Source organism: Arthrobacter ulcerisalmonis, from assembly GCF_900609065.1.
Taxonomy (GTDB): domain Bacteria; phylum Actinomycetota; class Actinomycetes; order Actinomycetales; family Micrococcaceae; genus Arthrobacter; species Arthrobacter ulcerisalmonis.
On the sequence record NZ_UXAU01000025.1, the window covers coordinates 55,124 to 71,588 of the forward strand.

At 64.3% G+C, this 16,465-nt stretch carries 18 protein-coding genes; 13 read left to right on the forward strand and 5 right to left on the reverse strand.

Annotated elements, in window-relative coordinates; all coding sequences use genetic code 11:
• Positions 1-5: 5 nt before the first annotated feature.
• Entirely contained in the window at positions 6-1,244 is a 1,239-nt protein-coding gene (locus PSET11_RS09020; protein ID WP_124091768.1) for an MFS transporter, read from the reverse strand.
• Between the two features lie 54 nt (positions 1,245-1,298).
• Between PSET11_RS09020 and PSET11_RS09025 the strand changes: the two genes are divergently transcribed.
• From PSET11_RS09025 to PSET11_RS09055, 7 genes are all read left to right on the forward strand, one after another.
• Positions 1,299-2,225, forward strand: coding sequence for an N-acetylglucosamine kinase (locus tag PSET11_RS09025; protein ID WP_238989094.1), 927 nt, complete (start codon positions 1,299-1,301; stop codon positions 2,223-2,225).
• Between the two features lie 181 nt (positions 2,226-2,406).
• Positions 2,407-3,507 carry an ABC transporter ATP-binding protein gene (locus tag PSET11_RS09030; RefSeq protein WP_124091769.1) on the forward strand — a complete coding sequence of 367 codons (1,101 nt, stop codon included), beginning with the start codon at positions 2,407-2,409 and terminating at the stop codon, positions 3,505-3,507.
• Positions 3,507-4,214 carry an ABC transporter permease gene (locus tag PSET11_RS09035; protein ID WP_124091770.1) on the forward strand — a complete coding sequence of 236 codons (708 nt, stop codon included), beginning with the start codon at positions 3,507-3,509 and terminating at the stop codon, positions 4,212-4,214. Before PSET11_RS09030 ends, PSET11_RS09035 begins: the two co-directional genes overlap by 1 nt.
• On the forward strand, positions 4,211-4,957 hold the full coding sequence (locus PSET11_RS09040) for an ABC transporter permease (RefSeq protein WP_124091771.1): 747 nt from the start codon (positions 4,211-4,213) through the stop codon (positions 4,955-4,957). The genes PSET11_RS09035 and PSET11_RS09040 overlap by 4 nt, the downstream gene beginning before the upstream one ends.
• Entirely contained in the window at positions 4,954-5,907 is a 954-nt protein-coding gene (locus tag PSET11_RS09045) for an ABC transporter substrate-binding protein (protein WP_124091772.1), read from the forward strand. The genes PSET11_RS09040 and PSET11_RS09045 overlap by 4 nt, the downstream gene beginning before the upstream one ends.
• 204 nt (positions 5,908-6,111) lie before the next feature.
• Positions 6,112-7,332 carry a pyridoxal phosphate-dependent aminotransferase gene (locus PSET11_RS09050; protein WP_124091773.1) on the forward strand — a complete coding sequence of 407 codons (1,221 nt, stop codon included), beginning with the start codon at positions 6,112-6,114 and terminating at the stop codon, positions 7,330-7,332.
• A gap of 53 nt (positions 7,333-7,385) precedes the next feature.
• Positions 7,386-8,240: a polyphosphate kinase 2 family protein gene (locus PSET11_RS09055; protein ID WP_124091774.1), complete on the forward strand. Its 855-nt coding sequence runs from the start codon at positions 7,386-7,388 to the stop codon at positions 8,238-8,240.
• On the opposite strand, the gene PSET11_RS09060 is transcribed toward PSET11_RS09055, so the two are convergent.
• Both PSET11_RS09060 and xseA read right to left on the reverse strand, forming a co-directional pair.
• Complete coding sequence (locus tag PSET11_RS09060; protein ID WP_124091775.1) at positions 8,237-8,467, reverse strand: exodeoxyribonuclease VII small subunit; 231 nt, start codon at positions 8,465-8,467, stop codon at positions 8,237-8,239. The genes PSET11_RS09055 and PSET11_RS09060 overlap by 4 nt on opposite strands.
• Positions 8,460-9,836: an exodeoxyribonuclease VII large subunit gene (xseA, locus tag PSET11_RS09065; protein ID WP_124091776.1), complete on the reverse strand. Its 1,377-nt coding sequence runs from the start codon at positions 9,834-9,836 to the stop codon at positions 8,460-8,462. The genes PSET11_RS09060 and xseA overlap by 8 nt, the downstream gene beginning before the upstream one ends.
• A 175-nt stretch (positions 9,837-10,011) precedes the next feature.
• Here xseA and PSET11_RS09070 point away from each other — a divergent pair, with 175 nt between their 5' ends.
• Both PSET11_RS09070 and PSET11_RS09075 read left to right on the forward strand, forming a co-directional pair.
• Complete coding sequence (locus PSET11_RS09070; RefSeq protein ID WP_124091777.1) at positions 10,012-10,851, forward strand: hypothetical protein; 840 nt, start codon at positions 10,012-10,014, stop codon at positions 10,849-10,851.
• A gap of 9 nt (positions 10,852-10,860) precedes the next feature.
• Positions 10,861-11,940 carry a 4-hydroxy-3-methylbut-2-enyl diphosphate reductase gene (locus PSET11_RS09075; RefSeq protein WP_124091778.1) on the forward strand — a complete coding sequence of 360 codons (1,080 nt, stop codon included), beginning with the start codon at positions 10,861-10,863 and terminating at the stop codon, positions 11,938-11,940.
• Between the two features lie 60 nt (positions 11,941-12,000).
• On the opposite strand, the gene PSET11_RS09080 is transcribed toward PSET11_RS09075, so the two are convergent.
• Complete coding sequence (locus PSET11_RS09080) at positions 12,001-13,230, reverse strand: DNA recombination protein RmuC (RefSeq protein ID WP_124091779.1); 1,230 nt, start codon at positions 13,228-13,230, stop codon at positions 12,001-12,003.
• 54 nt (positions 13,231-13,284) lie between these two features.
• Between PSET11_RS09080 and ychF the strand changes: the two genes are divergently transcribed.
• The 4 genes from ychF to PSET11_RS09100 all read left to right on the forward strand — a co-directional run bounded on the left by ychF (position 13,285) and on the right by PSET11_RS09100 (position 16,050).
• Positions 13,285-14,370, forward strand: a complete 1,086-nt coding sequence (ychF, locus tag PSET11_RS09085) for a redox-regulated ATPase YchF (protein ID WP_124091780.1) — start codon at positions 13,285-13,287, stop codon at positions 14,368-14,370.
• Between the two features lie 146 nt (positions 14,371-14,516).
• The gene (locus PSET11_RS09090) at positions 14,517-15,041 is read left to right on the forward strand and encodes a DUF1877 family protein (protein ID WP_124091781.1); all 525 of its coding nucleotides are present in this window, start codon (positions 14,517-14,519) and stop codon (positions 15,039-15,041) included.
• A gap of 80 nt (positions 15,042-15,121) precedes the next feature.
• Positions 15,122-15,481 (forward strand): TA system antitoxin ParD family protein, encoded by a 360-nt coding sequence (locus PSET11_RS09095; RefSeq protein ID WP_124091782.1) that lies wholly within the window; start codon positions 15,122-15,124, stop codon positions 15,479-15,481.
• Positions 15,481-16,050 (forward strand): ATPase, encoded by a 570-nt coding sequence (locus PSET11_RS09100; protein WP_124091783.1) that lies wholly within the window; start codon positions 15,481-15,483, stop codon positions 16,048-16,050. The genes PSET11_RS09095 and PSET11_RS09100 overlap by 1 nt, the downstream gene beginning before the upstream one ends.
• 20 nt (positions 16,051-16,070) lie before the next feature.
• Here the strand turns inward: PSET11_RS09100 and PSET11_RS09105 are convergent, their stop codons facing one another.
• Entirely contained in the window at positions 16,071-16,364 is a 294-nt protein-coding gene (locus PSET11_RS09105; protein ID WP_124091784.1) for a DUF4287 domain-containing protein, read from the reverse strand.
• Positions 16,365-16,465: the final 101 nt, after the last annotated feature.

Consider the following 16,465-nt stretch of genomic DNA (forward strand, 5'->3'; position numbering starts at 1 on the left):
TGCATTCATCCTAGTCCGCGGCGGGGATGCACGACGGCGACGCTCACCGCCGTGATGCAGGCGAGGACCATGACGGCGCTCGCCAACGCCGTCCAGCCGTACGCCTGGAAGGCCAGTCCGCCGGCCCAGCCCAGCACGCTGGACCCCACGTAGTAGGACAGGTTGTAGAGCGAGGCGGCCTGGGCCCTGCCGGTGGTGGCGATGGCGCCGGTCCAGCCGGCGCCGATGCTGTGCGCGGCGAAGAAGCCGCCGGTGAACAGGGCCAGGCCAATGATGATGACCGGCAGCGAGGTGGTCAACGTCAACGCCAAGCCCGCCACGGACAGGGCCAGCCCGGCCAGCAGCACTGCTCGGCGGCCCCACCGGATGGTCAGTCCGGAGCCCCAGCGGGACGTGATGGTCCCCGCCAGATAGGCCAGGAACAGCAAGCTGATGATCGTGGCCGGTAAACCGAAGGGTGCCGCGGATAACCTGAAGCCCAGGTAGTTGTAGACGGCCACGAACCCGCCCATCATGAGGAACGCCTGAAGGTAAAGGGCCAGGAGGCGAACGTTTCCCAGGTGTCCGGCCAGTACCTTCATGGAGCCGCGGAACCCGGCGCCCCGAACCGCCACGAATCCTCGCGCCTTGGGGATTAACAAGAGAAAAGCGACGGCGGCCACGGTCGCCAGGACGGAGACCGCCAGGGTCGCTGCCCGCCACCCCCAGAGCTCCGCCACGGGCCCGGCCACCAGGCGGCCAGCGAGCCCACCCAAGGTGGTGCCGGCGACGTAGCTGCCTGCTGCGACAGCGACGTTGACCTTATTGACCTCTTCGTTCAGGTACGCGATGGCAATGGCCGGGATTCCGCCCAAGGCCATCCCTTCCAGCAGGCGCAGCGCCAGGAGCATGCCAAAACTGGTGGCCAGCGGAACCAGGAGGCCCAGTGCGGTGGCCAGGCAGATCCCCCACGTCATGGCCTTCACCCGGCCAATCCGATCGGCCAGAAAGGACCACGGAATGACAGTGATGGCGAGGCCCACTGTCGCCAGCGAGATCGTGAGCGCGGCAGCAGCCGCGCTGACCCGTTGGTCCGCCGCCAACAGCGGCAGGATGGCCTGGGTGGAATAGAGCTGGGCGAAGGTGGCCACCCCGGCAAAGGCGAGACCGGCCAGGACCCGCGAGTACGCCGTCGTACCTTTCAGATGCCCAACCCATCCCTGGGGTGAGTTTTCGCTGGATTCAGGCTGGGTATCGCTGGGCATGGCGCAAGCGTATCCCGCAGCCAGTAGCCTTGTGCCGTGACCACCAGCGCCAGCATCCCAGACCACACCTCCGCCAGCGTCGCCGTGCCCGCTGCCCTGCGAGGGGTGGTGATCGGTCTGGACATCGGTGGCACCAAGACCCGCGGCGTCCGTTTTGAGGACGGCCAGCCGGTCGCCGACGAATCTGCAGGCAGCGCCAATGTCCAGAACGTCAGCCGGGACGAAGCGGCCGCCAACCTTGCCGAGCTGTTCGCGAAAATCGGCGCGGGCGCCGTCACGCGGGTCTACGCCGGATCGGGCGGGATCGACACGCCAGAGGACGCAGCGGCGCTCGCCGGCTTGATCCAGCCGCACGTCCCCGAAGCCGACGTCACCGTGGTGCATGATTCCCGGCTGCTGCTTGCTGCTGGCCGCACCACCACAGGGGTGGCCGTGATCGCAGGGACCGGATCCGCCGCCTGGGGCAGGAATTCCGACGGCGGCGAGGCCCGGGCAGGCGGCTGGGGATACCTTCTCGGCGACGAGGGGAGCGGCTACTGGCTGGGCAGGGAAGCCGTCAGGTACAGCCTGCAGCGGATGAACTCCGGCCAGCCGGTGGACGCGCTGACAGCGGCGCTCCTCACCGCGTGCCAGGTGGATGACCCCAACCGACTCATCGCCCTGTTCCACGATCCCGCCAAGGGTCGCCGTTTCTGGGCCCAGCAGGCCAGGCATGTGGTGGCGCAGGCCGAACAGGGGCATTCAGCCAGCCTGGCCATGGTGGACCAGGCCGGGGCGGACCTGGCGAACCTTGCGGCCCAGGTGCTTCGCCAACTCGGACTGCCGGGGCCGGTGATCTTGGGCAGTGGACTCGGCATGAACGTGCCGGCCCTGCAGGAGGCCTTCCGGACCCATCTCGGGGGCCAGGGAATTACCGATGTCAGGATCCTCGACCAGGATCCGGTGTTTGGCGTCCCCCACCTCCTGGCCGAAGAAGCCTAGGTCATCGGCCATCCCGAGCCACCGCCACGCCGAATGGTCACAGTAGGGATTCCATTTGCGCCGATCTCCGTCATGGCGGGTGTTGCGTGCCGCAGATTGGGTTACCGTAACTATCAGTGTGCTGACGACCTCGTCCCGGCACCGTCAGCTGCTGTCCAACAGAACAGGTAAAACCCGCATCATGGACCAGGCGATGATCGAATTCCGGAACGTCACCAAGCAGTACCAGGGCGGCGCTCCCGCCGTGGACGGACTCACCATGTCCGTGGCCAAGGGCTCCTTCACGGTGTTTGTGGGGCCGTCCGGCTGTGGCAAGACCACATCGCTGCGGATGATCAACCGGATGGTTGAACCAACGGCTGGCACCATCACCGTCGACGGCCGCGACGTCACCTCCGTGCCAGCAGCCGAACTCCGGCGGTCCATGGGCTACGTCATGCAGTCCGCAGGCCTCCTGCCGCACCGCTCGGTCCTGGACAACATTGCCACCGTGCCGCGTCTGAACGGCGTGTCCAAAGCCGTAGCCAGAAAGCGCGCCATTGAGCTACTGGATCTTGTGGGACTGGCAAGCCCATTGGGCAAGCGGTACCCCTCACAACTGTCCGGTGGGCAGCAGCAGCGCGTTGGCGTGGCCCGAGCGCTCGCCGCCGACCCACCCGTTCTACTCATGGACGAGCCGTTCAGCGCCGTGGACCCGGTGGTCCGCGACGAGTTGCAGCAAGAACTCCTCCGGCTGCACAAAGACCTGGAAAAGACGATCGTTTTCGTCACCCACGACATCGACGAGGCCACCACCCTGGGCGACCAGGTAGCGGTCTTCGCCGTCGGCGGGAAGTTGGCGCAGTACGCCACGCCGGAGGAAATCCTGCGCGCGCCGGCCAACGATTTCGTGGCCTCCTTCGTTGGCCGCGACAGGGGCTTCCGGCACCTGGGCTTCAGCCCGTCCGACGGCGTCACCCTGCACCGGGTACCTACCGTGATCCGCGACGGCGACTCGCTGGTGGCCGACCCGGCCGCGGCCTCCGATTGGCAGTTGGTGGTGGACGCCGAGATCCGCCCCCTGGGGTGGGCCAAGCCAGGAACCGATACCGACTTGATTCCGGGCGGTTCGCTGTTCCGGCCGGGGGATAGCCTCCGCCGTGCGCTGGACGCCGCCCTGTCGTCACCGTCCGGCCTGGGCGTCGCCGTAGATCACGACGGAAAAGTCATTGGCGTGGTCCGCGGCGGCGAGGTCCTGGCACTTATTGAAGCGGCCCGGCAGGTCCGGCAGGCGGCACTCTGATGGAGTGGTTCCTGGCCAACAGCGGCATGGTGCTGGGGCTTGCCGGCCAGCACCTGGTCCTGGCCGTGATTCCCATGGTGCTTGGGCTGGTCATCGCCATCCCGCTTGCCCAGCTGGCACGCCAGCACAAGGCGCTCCGGTCCGTGATTGTCACCGCCTCCTCGCTGCTCTACACCATCCCCTCGCTGGCCTTGTTCATCCTCCTGCCCACCATCCTGGGCACCCGGATCCTGGACCCGCTGAACGTGATTGTCGCTTTGACCTTGTACGCGGTGGCGCTGCTGGTGCGGTCGGCGTTGGATGCCTTCGATTCGGTGGACCAGGGCGTGAGCCAGGCCGCCGTAGCCATGGGCTACAAGCCGCTGGCCCGGTTTCTGCAGGTGGATCTGCCCCTGTCCCTACCCGTGATGTTTGCCGGGCTGAGGGTGGTCTCGGTCAGCAACATTTCGCTGGTCAGCGTGGCGGCCTTGCTGGGCATCGGTAATTTGGGCCAGCTCTTCACCTCTGGCCTGCAACGCGACTTTGTCACCGAGATCATGGTGGGCATCATTGCCATCCTGGTCCTGGCGTTATTGATGGACGCCGTCCTGGTGCTGGTGGAACGAATCCTGACCCCGTGGGTCCGGGCGGGTAGCCCCAAGGATTCCCGCAACGGCACGACGGCGGATTCCATGGCCACGACGCCGGTACAGGCGGGTGCCTTGTGAGCAACGTCTTTGTGGACACCTACGACTGGCTGGCGGATCCAACACACTGGACCGGTTCAACAGGAATCCCCACCCGGATGGTGGAACACCTGCAGTACACAGGGCTGGTGATGCTGATCGCCGTCGTGATTGCCGTCCCGATTGGGCTGTACGTGGGCCACACGGGGCGGGGGCGGGTGGCCGTGGTGTCCATTGCCGGCGCCCTGCGCGCCCTGCCGACCCTGGGCCTGTTGACCCTTTTCGTGTTGCTTGCGGGCATCGGCCTGATGCCGCCGGTCTGGGCGCTGGTCATCCTGACCGTGCCGCCGCTGCTGGCCGGAACCTACGCAGGGATCTCCAGCGTGGACCGGAACGTGGTGGATGCGGCCCGTGCCATGGGCATGACCGAGCTGCAGGTGCTTTTCCGGGCCGAGCTGCCCAACGCGCTCACCGTCATGTTCGGCGGATTCCGGACCGGCGTGCTCCAGGTGATTGCCACCGTGTCTGTGGTGGCGTATATCAACCTCGGCGGCCTGGGCCGGTACGTGTTCGATGGACTGGTCCTCAGCGACTTCCCGCAGATGCTGGGCGGTTCCCTGTTGATCGCCGTCCTGGCGATCGCCGTCGACCTTGTCCTGTCCCTGATCCAGCGGCTGTTCCTGAACCCGGGCGCCGCAAACCAGAACCTCCGCAGCCAGCAGGCTGCGGGCGACCTCACGGATTCCGTAGCCGCGGACCCTGTGATACCAGGAGGAAAATCATGAAAGTAAGCCGTTCAACCCTAGGCAGGCGGGCCTTTGGGTCGCTTGCCGCCGGCCTCGGCGTGACCTTGGCACTGTCTGCCTGCGGAGGTTCCTCGGACCCCCTGAGCAACACGCCGGCACCGAACGCCTCCGGTGGCTCCACCTCGTTGGTGGTGGGCTCCGCTGACTTCCCGGAGAGCCAGATCATTGCCGAGCTGTACGCCGGCGCACTCAATGCAGCCGGCATCACTGCCACCACCAAACCGAACATTGGTTCCCGCGAGGTGTACTTCAAGGCTGTCCAGGATGGTTCCGTGGACGTGGTTCCGGACTACACCGGCAACCTGCTCCTCTATGTAAACAAAGATGCCACCGAGGTTTCAGCAGCCGACATCCTGTCCGCGCTGCCGGGCAAGCTGCCTGATGGCCTGGCCATCGCGGATGCCTCCAAGGCGGAGGACAAGGACGCCATGGTGGTCACCAAGGCCACGGCCGAGAAGTACCAGCTCAAGTCCATTGAGGACCTCGCCAAGGTGTGCAGTGACATTGTCATTGGTGCCCCGGCAACGTTCTCCGAGCGTGCCTACGGCCTGCCGGGCCTGAAGAAGAACTACAACTGCGAGCCCAAAAAGCTTGAACCATTCAGCGATGGCGGCGGACCGTTGACGCTCAAGGCCCTCCTCGATGACCAGGTCCAGGTGGCAGACATCTACACCACCACCCCGTCGATCGCCGACAACGACCTGGTGGTCCTCGAAGATCCGAAGAACAACTTCATCGCCCAGCAGGTCATCCCGCTGTTCAACAAGTCCAAGATGACAGATGCCGCCAAGTCGGCACTGAACTCGGTGTCCAGCACGCTGACCACCGAGGACCTCATCAACCTCAACCGCGCAGTCAGCGGTAGCCAGAAGCAGGCAGCGAAGGATGCTGCCGCCAGCTGGCTCAAGGAAAAGGGCATCGTCAAGTAGGCGCCACGCCTTCTTGAACCTCCCGTTTTCGGGTGGTAAAGCAGTGCAATGACGACGGCGGCTGCCGGACTTGGTCCGGAAGCCGCCGTCGTCATTCCTGCTTCGGGACGTCCCCGGCGGCGCTTTCCGCGGAGCTCCCTGGGGAGTCCGGCATGTGGGCGAGGTCTCAGCGGTAAAACATCCCGCCTGTGGCATATTTGGACAATGGCAGAATTCAGGCAGTCCACCAAGCTTCATAACGTCCTCTACGACATCCGTGGGCCCATCCTTCAGGCCGCCCAGCAGATGGAAGCGGAGGGGCACCGAATCCTGAAACTGAACATTGGCAACCCCGCCCCCTTCGGTTTCGAAGCGCCGGACGCCATTTTGGTGGACATGATCCGGCACCTGCCTCACGCCCAGGGCTACAGCGACTCCCGCGGTATCTTTTCCGCCCGGACGGCCGTGTCGCAGTACTACCAGACCCGCGGCATCCAGAACATCCACGTAGACGACATCTACCTGGGTAACGGCGTCAGCGAACTCATCACCATGTCCTTGATGGCGCTGCTCAACGGCGGCGACGAGGTGCTGATCCCTACTCCTGACTATCCGCTGTGGACGGCGTCGGTGGCGTTGGCCGGTGGTAAGCCGGTGCATTACCTCTGCGACGAGGAATCCGGCTGGCAGCCTGACCTTGAGGACATGGAAGCCAAGATCACCCCCCAGACCAAGGGCATCGTGGTGATCAACCCCAACAACCCCACGGGTGCTGTCTACCCCGAAGAGACGCTGCGGAAAATCGTGGCGCTGGCTGAAAAGCATGGCTTGGTGCTGTTTGCCGATGAGATCTACGAGAAGATCCTGTACGAGGACGCCGTCCACGTGAACATGGCCAAGCTGACCGGCGACGACGTGTTGTGCCTGACGTTCAGCGGCCTGTCCAAGGCATACCGGGTGTGCGGGTACCGGGCCGGCTGGATGGCCATCTCGGGGCCCAAGCACGACGCCGCGGACTACCTGGAGGGCATCAGCCTGCTGGCCAACATGCGCCTGTGCGCGAATGTGCCTGCGCAGCATGCCATCCAGACAGCGTTGGGCGGCTACCAGAGCATTAACGACTTCATCCTGCCCGGTGGGCGGCTGCTGGAACAGCGCAACAAGGCATACGACATGCTGAACGCCATCCCCGGCGTGAGCACACAACAGGCCCGCGGCGCGCTGTACCTGTTCCCCAAGCTGGATCCCGAAGTTTTCCACATCCGCGACGATGAACGGTTCGTCCTGGACCTTTTGCGCGAGGAAAAGATCCTGGTCTCGCACGGCAGGGCCTTCAACTGGGTCCGACCGGACCACTTCCGGATGGTGACCCTGCCCAACGTCAAGGACATCGAAGAAGCCATTGGCCGGATGGGGGACTTCCTCAGCAGGTACAAGGGCAATTAGCCTGAGCTGACGGGCTGTCCGGGTCCGGTACCAAATGCGAGAGGAATCTCCCCATGGCCAGTGTTGTTGGCTTCAAGCAGTTGCCGTCTGAAACGCTTCGGGTAGGGCAAGGATTTTCGCTGGCGGGGGTGGACCCGGATTCCACCCCCGGCTACCCTGGCGCCAAGCGGGACGGCCAGGTGCTCTTGGCGAGCCAGGATGACGATCTTGCCGATTTGCAGGAGAAACTGTTCGCCGAGTCCCGCTTCGGCGGCACCAAGCGGGCGCTCTTGGTTCTCCAAGCCATGGATACCGCTGGTAAGGGCGGCATTGTTGGCCACGTCATGGCGGCCATGAACCCACAGGGCGTCTCCTTCAAGGCGTTCAAGGCTCCCACCGACGAGGAAAAGTCCCATGACTTCCTTTGGCGGATTGAAAAGGAAGTCCCTGCCGCCGGGATGGTGGGCGTCTTCGATCGGTCGCACTATGAGGATGTCCTGATTCACAGGGTGCACGGCTGGGCCGATGCAGCGGAGATCGAGCGGCGTTACGAAGCCATCAACGCTTTCGAAGCAGAGCTCGCTGCTGCGGGGACCACGGTGGTCAAGGTCATGCTGCACATCAGTGCCGACGAGCAGAAGGAACGGCTGTTGGCCCGCCTGGATGATCCCTCGAAACACTGGAAATACAGCCGCGGCGACCTCACGGAGCGAGCCTTCTGGCCGGACTATATGGCCGCCTACCAGGCCGCGTTGGAAGCGACCAGCACCGACGTTGCGCCGTGGCATGTGGTGCCGGCCAACCGTAAATGGTACGCCCGGATCGCCGTGCAGCAGCTCCTCCTTGGCGCCCTGGGTGGACTGTCCCTCGACTGGCCCAAGGCTGCGTTCGACGTCGCCGAGGAGCGGGACCTGGTGGCGCGCTCCTAGCCTTGCTCGAGTGGTTGGTCGCGGGCTGCGGCCAACCGCTTCCGGGCACCCTCCAGCCATTCCTCGCACCGGGTGGCCAGGGCCTCGCCGCGTTCCCAGAGGGCCAGTGATTCCTCGAGGCTGGCACCGCCGGCTTCGAGCCGGGCGACCACGGCGATCAGCTGCTCCCTGGCGTCCTCGTAGCTGAGTTGAGCCAGCTCAGCAGCTGCCACAGGGTGTTCACTCATGGGTGGATTCCGTTCCTTCGTTGTCTGCGCGTGTGGGGCTGCCTTTGGCGGCCGGTGCTTCGCTACGTTCGGTGTCGCTGTGGGTGCCGTTGGAGGTGGCGGCAAAATGGCCTTCCGCCACCCGGATGGACAGGCGTGCACCGTCCGGCGCTTCATCAGGGTGCCGGATCACCGCGTGCCCGGACGGTGCCAGCGCCGCCGCAGGACCAACCAACGCCAGTTCGACTACGGCGTAGCCCCGATCGAGTGTCTTCTGCGGCGACAGGGCGCGCACCTGCGCCCGGAGGTGCTGGAGTTGGTCGCCTGCTCGCACCACGGCGGTGTTCACCGCTGTTGAGGAGCGGCGGCAGAGCCGGCCCAGTTCCTCGGCGCGGACGGTCACCAGGCCCTCAGGTGCGGCAAGGACCGGGCGGGAACGGAGCGTGGCCAACCTGTCGGCCTCACGGTCCACCAAGCGGTCCATGCTCCGGCGCAAAGTGGCGCGGGCCTGACGGACACCCGCCAATTCCTCGGCGACGTCCGGCACGATCCGTTTTGCTGCGTCGGTGGGAGTTGAGGCGCGCAGGTCTGCAACGTCATCGAGGAGCGGCCGGTCAGCCTCGTGGCCAATGGCGCTGACCACCGGCGTGGTGGCTGCCGCGACTGCCCGCACCAACTCTTCACTGTTGAAGGGGAGCAAGTCCTCCAAAGCACCACCGCCGCGGGCAATCACAATCACGTCCACTTCTGGGCGTTCGTCGAGTTCGCGGAGGGCCCGGACCACTTGGCTGACTGCTGTGTTGCCTTGGACTGCCACTTCGCGGATTTCGAACTCGACGGCGGGCCAGCGGAGAGCCGCGTTGCGCAGGATGTCCTTTTTGGCGTCCGAGTCGCGGCCGGTGATGAGGCCAATCCGGTGGGGGAGGAGGGGGAGTGGTTTCTTTCGTGACTCGGCGAATAGGCCCTCGGCGCCGAGGGCCTGCCGCAGCCGCTCGATCCGTGCCAGCAGGTCGCCTAGGCCTACAGGCCTGATGTCCCGGACCAGCATGTTGAGCCGCCCGGTCTTGATCCAGAACTCCGGTTTGAGCAGGGCCACTACTCTCGAACCCTTTTCCAGCGGGACATCCTGGCGTTCCAGGACCTTGGTCCACACCGACGCCGGCAAAGACACTTCAGCATCCACGTCCCTGAGGGTCAGGTAGGCGTTGGTACCGCGACGGTTGAGCTCAATCACCTGGCCTTCAACCCAGGCCGACGGCGTCCGGTCAATGTGCTGCTTTAGCTTCTGCGACAGCAATTGCAGTGGCCACGGATTGTCGGGGCTGGTTTGAGCCGCAGTTGCCGGCAGCGTGCTGAGGCTGGCCTCGGTTTCGGCTGGCTGTTCAGCCATGCGCCCACCAGCCGGTGACTGGAACTCGTTTCATGGCGTCCTTAACTTGTTCTGGCGTCTGGTGTGCGGCGGTCAACCAACCTTATCCATAAGCTCTATCACCAGGGACTGACAGTGGATGGTCAGGATCCTTGCCTAGGATGGTGGTACCGCCACCAAACCGAAGGATACTGCCGTGCGCACCCTTGTCTCCGCTGTTGCCACCGTTCTGGCGGTCCTCCTGGCTGCCGTGGCAGTCCCGGCCATCTGGCTTGACCGGACCATCGTCCAGGAGGACGGGTTCGTGCAGCTTGCCGCACCCCTGGGCAAGGACGCCGAGTTCCAGCAACGACTTGCGACGGCGGCGGTGGGCACCATCGATACCAGCGGCGTGCCCGGAATAGTAGCCGGCGTCGTCGAACCTGTCCTTGAGGCCGCTGCAACGTCGTTGACCAGCCTGCCCGGCTTCCCGGCCGCGTGGCAGGAAACGCTGCAGCGCAGCCACCGGCTGAGCTTCGCCCCCAGCACCGATGCTGCCGGAGGCACCGCATTGACACTCGACGTGGCGCCGCTGGTGGGGTTGGCGACCGAGGAGGTGTCGCGCGCTGTTGGTTTGTCCCTTGATGCTCCGAGCGAGACGTTGATCACCGTGGGCAAGCCGCAGCAGAAGGAATGGACTGAGCAACTGACCACCTACGCACCGGCAGGCTACCTGCTGGCGATCGGCGCAGGGATTGCGTTGCTGCTGGCACTGGTGGCGGCGCGCCGCCGCAGGACGGTGCTGGCTGCTGCTGGCATTGGCGCACTGATTATTGCCGCGCTGTGGGCGCTGGCCGTAGGGATGGGGTCCGCCATGGTGCTGAACACCGAGACCGGCAATGAGCTGGGCAACCTGTTCCGGGATGAGTTCGTTCCTGCCGCGGCCACAAGCTTCCAGGGCTGGGCCGGCATCACTGCCGTGGTAGGCGGCGTGCTGTTGGTGGGCGCCATTGTGGCGGGCGTCTCGTCCCGGCTGCGGGCGCGACCCAACCGGTAGCATGGACTCATGACTTCCACAGCTGTTTCCTTGTCGATGCCAACCATTCCGCGTAGGCGCCGCTCACCCGAGGAAGTCGCGGCCGCGGCCCCCGTCAACGGCACCAAGCGGGTCCTGCTGGCTGCGCCCCGCGGATACTGCGCGGGCGTTGACCGGGCAGTCATTGCCGTGGAGAAGGCGCTGGAGCATTACGGCAGCCCCGTGTATGTCCGCAAGCAGATCGTGCACAACGTGCATGTTGTCAGCTCGCTGGAGGCTAAAGGCGCCATCTTCGTGGAGGAAACCGACGAGGTACCTGAGGGCTCGCTGGTCATTTTCTCGGCCCACGGTGTCTCGCCTGCCGTGGTGGAGTCCGCGGAGGAGCGGGGCCTGCGCACCATCGATGCCACCTGCCCCCTGGTCACCAAGGTGCACAAGGAAGCGGTCCGTTTTGCCAAGGACGACTTCGATATCCTGCTGATCGGCCACGACGGCCACGAGGAAGTCGAAGGGACCGCCGGTGAAGCACCGGACCACATCCAGATCATTAACGGCCCGCACGAAGTTGACCAGGTGACCGTTCGGGATCCCGAGAAGGTCATTTGGCTCTCGCAGACCACGCTGAGCGTCGACGAGACCATGGAAACTGTCCGGCTCCTGAAGCAGCGTTTCCCCACCCTGCAGGATCCGCCCAGCGACGACATCTGCTACGCCACCACCAACCGCCAGGTGGCCATCAAGAAGATTTCACCGCAGGCCGAGCTGGTCATCGTGGTTGGCTCTGCCAACTCGTCCAACTCTGTCCGGCTGGTTGAAGTGGCACTGGAGTACGGGGCCAAAGCTTCCTACCGAGTGGACTTCGCCAACGAGGTGGACGAAACCTGGTTCGAGGGCGTAGCTACGGTAGGTGTCACCTCCGGCGCCTCTGTGCCTGAGGTACTGGTCCAAGACGTCCTCCGGCTGCTGGCCGATTACGGCTACGGCAGTGTGGAAGAAGTCGTCACCGCCGAGGAAGACCTACTCTTCTCGCTGCCGAAGGAACTGCGGGCCACCCTCAAGCAGGCTGGCGACGTCAGCCGTGCCCTCGGTGGCCGCAAGTCCCGCAGCTAGCTGCACCCAGCTGGTTCCCTGCCGGGACGTTCGTTCATGACGACCGCTGCGGGGCCCCGGTCAGGCTGCCTCATCGTCGCGTTGCAGTTCCGGAGCTGCGACAGCCCGTGGCGTGACTTCCACGGCGGGCGGCGCCACCAGGCCGGCTTCGTCCATGGCGTTGAGTTTCCGCGCCGTGGGCAGGACGCGGGCTTCCAGGGTTCCCACCATCGAGTTGTAGCGGTCCACGGACGTTTTCAGTGACGAACCCAGGCGGGTGACGTTCTCGCCCAGGGTGCCCATCCGGTCATAGAGCTGGCGGGCCAGTTCGAAGAGTTCCCTGGCACTGTCCGTCAGCACGTCCTGGCGCCAGGTGAAGGCGACGGACTTGAGCACGGCCAGCAGGGTGCTGGGCGAAGCCAGGACTACGTTTCTGGTGAGGGCGTGGTCCAGGAGTTCCGGATCGGTGGTGAGGGCTGCGGCCAGGATGGATTCGGCAGGCAGGAAGCACACCACCAGTTCCGGTGAGTTTCCGGGGATGTCCCAGTACTTTTTGGTGCCCAAGGCGTCCACGTGTGCGCGTAGGGCTTTCGCGTGGGCGGCCAAGAGGGCCTGCTGGTTCCGTTGTGCCAGGGCAGCGGGGATGCCGGGCGTGCCGGGCTGCTGCGATCCGGCGCTGCCGAGTTCCTGGGCCTGGAGATAGGAGGACAGCGGTACTTTGGCGTCTACCACCAACTGTTTCTGGCCAGGAAGTTGGACCACCAGGTCTGGGCGGAGAGCGGAGTCCGTCCCTGTGCTGTGGACCTGTTCAATGAAGTCCACGTGCCGCAGCATTCCGGCGGCTTCCACCACCCGGCGCAACTGCACTTCACCCCATTGGCCGCGGGCGCTGTTGGACCGGAGTGCAGACTCCAAGGCATGCGTGGACCGGATTAGCTGTTCGTCGGAGAGGCGTGCCTCCTGCAGTTGCTGGGCCAGTTGACCGTACTGCTCCACCCGGTCACGTTCTAGGAGGGCAACCTGTTGCTGCACGGCGGTGAGTTTTTCGGCCACCGGTGCGAGGGCGCGGAGCACCCCACCGTCCTGGTTCCTGGCCTCGCCGAGCTCACGGTTCTGGGCCGCGAGAAGGCGACGTTCGGCGTCGGCCGCTGCGAACTTTGCCGAAACGTCCGAGAGTCGGGAGGAGACGGCGTCGAAGTCTTCCTCCAGCCCGATGGACTTCCTCCGGAAGGCGAAAAAGGTGGCTGCGGCGCCGACAAGAGCGCCTAGCAACAGCATGAAGAGGGCCAAAATCAGGGCAAATGGATCCATGTCCTTACTGTTGCATGGGGCTCTGACAATTTGCGGCAGGTAGAATCTATGCTCGTGGCTCTAACTATTGGCATCGTCGGACTGCCCAACGTCGGCAAATCAACTCTCTTCAACGCATTGACCCGGAATCAGGTCCTGGCGGCGAACTATCCGTTCGCCACCATCGAGCCGAACGTCGGCGTGGTCAACCTGCCTGACCCGCGGCTGCAGAAGCTTGCGGAGATCTTCGGGTCCCAGCGTTTGCTGCCCGCTCCGGTGTCCTTTGTGGACATTGCCGGCATTGTGAAGGGTGCGTCCGAGGGCGAAGGCCTGGGCAACAAGTTCCTTGCCAACATCCGCGAAGCTGAGGCGATTGCCCAGGTGGTGCGCGTGTTTGACGATCCCGATGTGATCCACGTTGATGGCAAGGTGGACCCGCGCTCCGATATGGAGACCATTAACACTGAATTGATCCTCGCCGATCTGCAGACTATCGAAAACGCGATCCCGCGGATCGAAAAAGAAGTCAAGATCAAGAAGCGGGACGCCGCCGAACTGGCTGCGATCAAGGCGGCACAAGCTGTCTTGGAACGCGGCGACACCGTTTTCTCTTCCATCAATAGTGACAAGCTGGAGATGGAGCACCTCAAGGAACTCGGCCTGCTGACCGCCAAGCCGTTCATCTACGTGTTCAACTCCGATGAGGGCATCCTCGGCAGTCCGGAGAAGCAGGCCGAACTGCGCGCCATGGTGGCTCCCGCCGACGCGATCTTCCTGGACGCGAAGCTCGAATCCGACCTTGTTGAGCTGGACGAGGAGGAGGCTCGGGAAATGCTGGAAATGAACGGGCAGGACGAGTCCGGCCTGGATCAGCTTGCCCGCGTAGGCTTCCACACCCTGGGCCTGCAGACCTACCTCACGGCAGGTCCCAAGGAATCCCGCGCCTGGACCATCCGCCAGGGCGACACCGCCCCGCAGGCCGCCGGCGTCATCCACTCCGACTTCCAGCGCGGCTTCATCAAGGCCGAGGTAGTGTCCTTCAACGACCTAGTGGATGCCGGGTCCATGGCCGAAGCCAAGTCCCGCGGCAAGGTCCGGATCGAAGGCAAAGAGTACGTGATGGTCGACGGCGACGTGGTGGAGTTCCGGTTTAACGTGTAGGGCTGCTGCTGACGTGATGCTGCCCGGTCCTTTTGAGGGCCGGCAGCCACATGGGGTCAACCGGCCGACGCGACCTGTGAGCCCAAGTTATCCACACACGGCAGATTTTTGGTCTGGCAACGAGATGGCCGGCTCAGAATCGTTGTATGGGAATCAGATACTACGCATATGCATTTGATAGCGACCAGACCAGGGGAGCACTCGCCGATCCACGCGCGGTGATCGGTTCAGACCTCTTCGCGGACGCCTGCGGGCTCGAACCAGGCCTCACCCTGGGAGTTACGGACTTCCGGCAAAGCCTGCCAGAGCGGGACCTTCTGTACCTCGACAAGGCGTGGTCGCTACTGCAGCGGATCACCGCTCCGCGCTCTTCAGATGATGAGGCCAGGGCGGCCTATTGGATGTTCGAAGGGCAGGTTTCCTACACCGACCATGGCTATGCGTGGCGGCCGTGGGTGCGCGCTCTCCCCCCTCACGAGGTGGCACTCATTGCCCGCGATCTGGAGACAGTCAGCGACGGAGACATAAACGCTGGCCTGATCGGAATCTACCCGTCTGGACATGAACTGGAATCCGAGGTGGTTTACGCTAGCGCCTACCTCGAGCGTGCCAGGGACTTTGTCCGGGCAGTGGCCTCAGATGGGCGGGGGTTCGCCTACATGATCGGGTGACGGCGATTCAGCTGAGTCGTCGCTAATCCCGGCGATGACGCCTCAAAACTGGCCGTGTAGTACGGTGCTACGATTAGTACATGACTAGGAGCAGTCAGCCGACCCGCCTTCCCGCCGACGTGTACGAATCCGCTCTCGCGGCCACGCTCGTCACGTCACGGACCGTGCCGCAACAGATTGCGCACTGGGCCCGCATCGGGCGTGAGTTGGAAATGTCACCGGGGATGAACCACCGTGCCGTCACCCAGGTCCTGGCTGGTACGGGTTCATACGACTCGCTCGATGAGCAGGAACAGGCAATTGTCCGCGAAGAATGGGTCAGTCGTATGACCGTGCGGCGTGATGAGCTTGACTACGCAGCACAGTTTGCCGCCGTCGGGGAGTCATACTCAGAGCTCGACGAGGACGGGAACCTCCTTATTCACCCTGCCCGGGCCTGATGCCACTGCTTCATCTGCTAGCTGGACCCAACGGCGCTGGGAAGTCCACCTACGTTCGTGATGTTCTGAAGCCAGCAACCGGCTTGCCGTTCATCAATGCCGCTGAGATCGCCGCTTCTTTGTGGCCTGAAGCGCAAGCCGACCATGCTTACGAGGCAGCGCAGATTGCCGAAGCACGGCGACGAGAGCGAATCGCCCACGGAGATTCCTTTATGTCGGAGACGGTTTTTTCTCACCCAAGCAAAGTTCAACTCGTCGCCGATGCCGTAGCCGCCGGATACCTCGTCTACCTTCACGTGGTCATTGTCCCGGTGGAACTCACCGTTCAGCGCGTCATTGAGCGCGTGCGGCGCGGCGGACACGAGGTGCCTGAGCAAAAGATTCGAGAACGCTACGAGCGTTTATGGTTACACGTTCGCGGGGCGATCCAAATCGCCGATACGGCTGAGGTGCTCGATAACAGCAGCGCACGCACACCATTTCGCCAGTGCGCGTTGTTTGGCCACGGCGCGATTGTCGGGTCCCCAGACTGGCCGAGGTGGACGCCGGACTTACTGCGGCAATCATAGGGTTCCGGTAGGTCGGGCGCCTACGCCACCGGCTTGGTCGCGGCGCCGTCAAGCCACAGGGTCTCCGACTCGTCGCGGTGGACCCCGTCGGTTCCGACGTGCTTGGTGCTGATCGTCGGTCCCTTCTGGATGACATGGACCAGTGCCATCCCGTGGCCCCGTCCGAGCTCGTAATCGTCCTTCAACCAGGCCAGAATCTCGCCGGCTTTTACCCCGGGCTGATCCAGGCCCTTCTCTTGGGCCAGCTCCACCAACTGCCGCGGCGTCAAGCCGGTCTTCTTTTCGATGGTGTCCAAGTAGGCCTGAAATGACACGGGTACTCCTTTGCGCCGGGGGCTGAGCCTGATGAATCGTCGGCGTGAACTGTACCCTGTCGATCCGCCGCAGAACAGGGCTCCAGATCACGATGAGCAAC

Coding starts and splice junctions, on each gene's coding strand:
- PSET11_RS09020 (WP_124091768.1), bottom strand. CDS start 1,244: ATGCCCAGCGATACCCAGCCTGAATCCAGCGAAAACTCACCCCAGGGA.
- PSET11_RS09030 (WP_124091769.1), top strand. CDS start 2,407: ATGGACCAGGCGATGATCGAATTCCGGAACGTCACCAAGCAGTACCAG.
- PSET11_RS09035 (WP_124091770.1), top strand. CDS start 3,507: ATGGAGTGGTTCCTGGCCAACAGCGGCATGGTGCTGGGGCTTGCCGGC.
- PSET11_RS09045 (WP_124091772.1), top strand. CDS start 4,954: ATGAAAGTAAGCCGTTCAACCCTAGGCAGGCGGGCCTTTGGGTCGCTT.
- PSET11_RS09050 (WP_124091773.1), top strand. CDS start 6,112: ATGGCAGAATTCAGGCAGTCCACCAAGCTTCATAACGTCCTCTACGAC.
- PSET11_RS09055 (WP_124091774.1), top strand. CDS start 7,386: ATGGCCAGTGTTGTTGGCTTCAAGCAGTTGCCGTCTGAAACGCTTCGG.
- PSET11_RS09060 (WP_124091775.1), bottom strand. CDS start 8,467: ATGAGTGAACACCCTGTGGCAGCTGCTGAGCTGGCTCAACTCAGCTAC.
- xseA (WP_124091776.1), bottom strand. CDS start 9,836: ATGGCTGAACAGCCAGCCGAAACCGAGGCCAGCCTCAGCACGCTGCCG.
- PSET11_RS09075 (WP_124091778.1), top strand. CDS start 10,861: ATGACTTCCACAGCTGTTTCCTTGTCGATGCCAACCATTCCGCGTAGG.
- PSET11_RS09080 (WP_124091779.1), bottom strand. CDS start 13,230: ATGGATCCATTTGCCCTGATTTTGGCCCTCTTCATGCTGTTGCTAGGC.
- PSET11_RS09090 (WP_124091781.1), top strand. CDS start 14,517: ATGGGAATCAGATACTACGCATATGCATTTGATAGCGACCAGACCAGG.
- PSET11_RS09095 (WP_124091782.1), top strand. CDS start 15,122: ATGACTAGGAGCAGTCAGCCGACCCGCCTTCCCGCCGACGTGTACGAA.
- PSET11_RS09100 (WP_124091783.1), top strand. CDS start 15,481: ATGCCACTGCTTCATCTGCTAGCTGGACCCAACGGCGCTGGGAAGTCC.